This is a genomic window from Kribbella turkmenica (assembly GCF_004348725.1).
Taxonomy (GTDB): Bacteria; Actinomycetota; Actinomycetes; order Propionibacteriales; family Kribbellaceae; genus Kribbella; species Kribbella turkmenica.
In genome coordinates this window covers 1-888 of the sequence record NZ_SMKR01000349.1, presented here as the reverse complement: position 1 = coordinate 888, position 888 = coordinate 1, and the positions used below count along the sequence as shown (strand labels likewise).

Sequence of the window (888 nt, the reverse complement as noted above, 5' to 3'; positions counted from 1 at the left end):
GCCCAAGACACCCCACCCCTCCTCGCAACCGTCCGACCGCAACCCGCGCTCGTACGACCCGACGCTCGCGCCGGCCGACCGGCGGCCGCAACCGGACTGCCGAGCGCAGTCCCACCGCAATCCGGCGTCTTCACCAACGCATCACCACCGCCGCGCGGCGACCGCACCGCCGCAGCCGTCGTGGCAACCACAGCCGCACTGACGGTCGCGGCCGGCCTGCTCATCAGGCGGCACTGATGAGCGAGCTCGGCACAACCAGCTCAGCGCGGGCTTCCTCACGCTCGACCGGCCCAGCTTCGGCCCGCTCAGCTGCCCGGAACCCGAGCCTGCCAAGCGTCCTCGTCACGGGAGCGACGCTCGACCCCGGCCGGCAGCTTGTTCTTGGCCAGGTCCACGAGCGTGGTGTGCTCGAGCACGTCCCGAAGGCTCGCCCGGGCGGCAATCCAGACCCGCTGCAACACAACGGCGCGCTCGTTGTACGCGACGCTCTCCGGCCGCACCCCCGAGATGCTCACGATCGGACCGTCCACCGCGCGCATCACGTCCGCGACGGAGATCTCGTTCGGATCCACCGCCAGCTTCCACCCGCCGGACTGTCCGCGCTGACTCATCAACACTCCGGCCCGCCGCAGGTCGGCCAGGATGCCCTGCAGGAAGCCATGCGGGATCCCCTGCGCGCGGCTGAGCTCCTCCGCCGACACCACCGAGGGGTCGTTGGCCACCCAGCGCTGAGTAATCTCGATCAGCGCCCGCAACGCATAGTCAGACTTCGCCGAAACCCGCATGCCCCGCAGTCTGCCGCATTCCCCCAGTGCCCCGCCGCATCCCACCCGCGGACACCCGTCGAGCGGACAGCCTTCAAGCGCGTGGATGCGCCTGCTCGTAGGC

2 protein-coding genes are annotated in these 888 nt (G+C 70.8%); one reads left to right on the top strand and one right to left on the bottom strand.

From position 1 onward, the window contains the following. A partial coding sequence (locus E1218_RS37690) for a hypothetical protein (RefSeq protein WP_233712707.1) occupies positions 1–202 on the top strand: 202 nt, incomplete at its 5' end. Positions 203–305: 103 nt separating this feature from the next. Here the strand turns inward: E1218_RS37690 and E1218_RS35825 are convergent. After that, positions 306–785 carry an RrF2 family transcriptional regulator gene (locus E1218_RS35825; protein ID WP_132327463.1) on the bottom strand — a complete coding sequence of 160 codons (480 nt, stop codon included), beginning with the start codon at positions 783–785 and terminating at the stop codon, positions 306–308. Positions 786–888 lie beyond the last annotated feature (103 nt).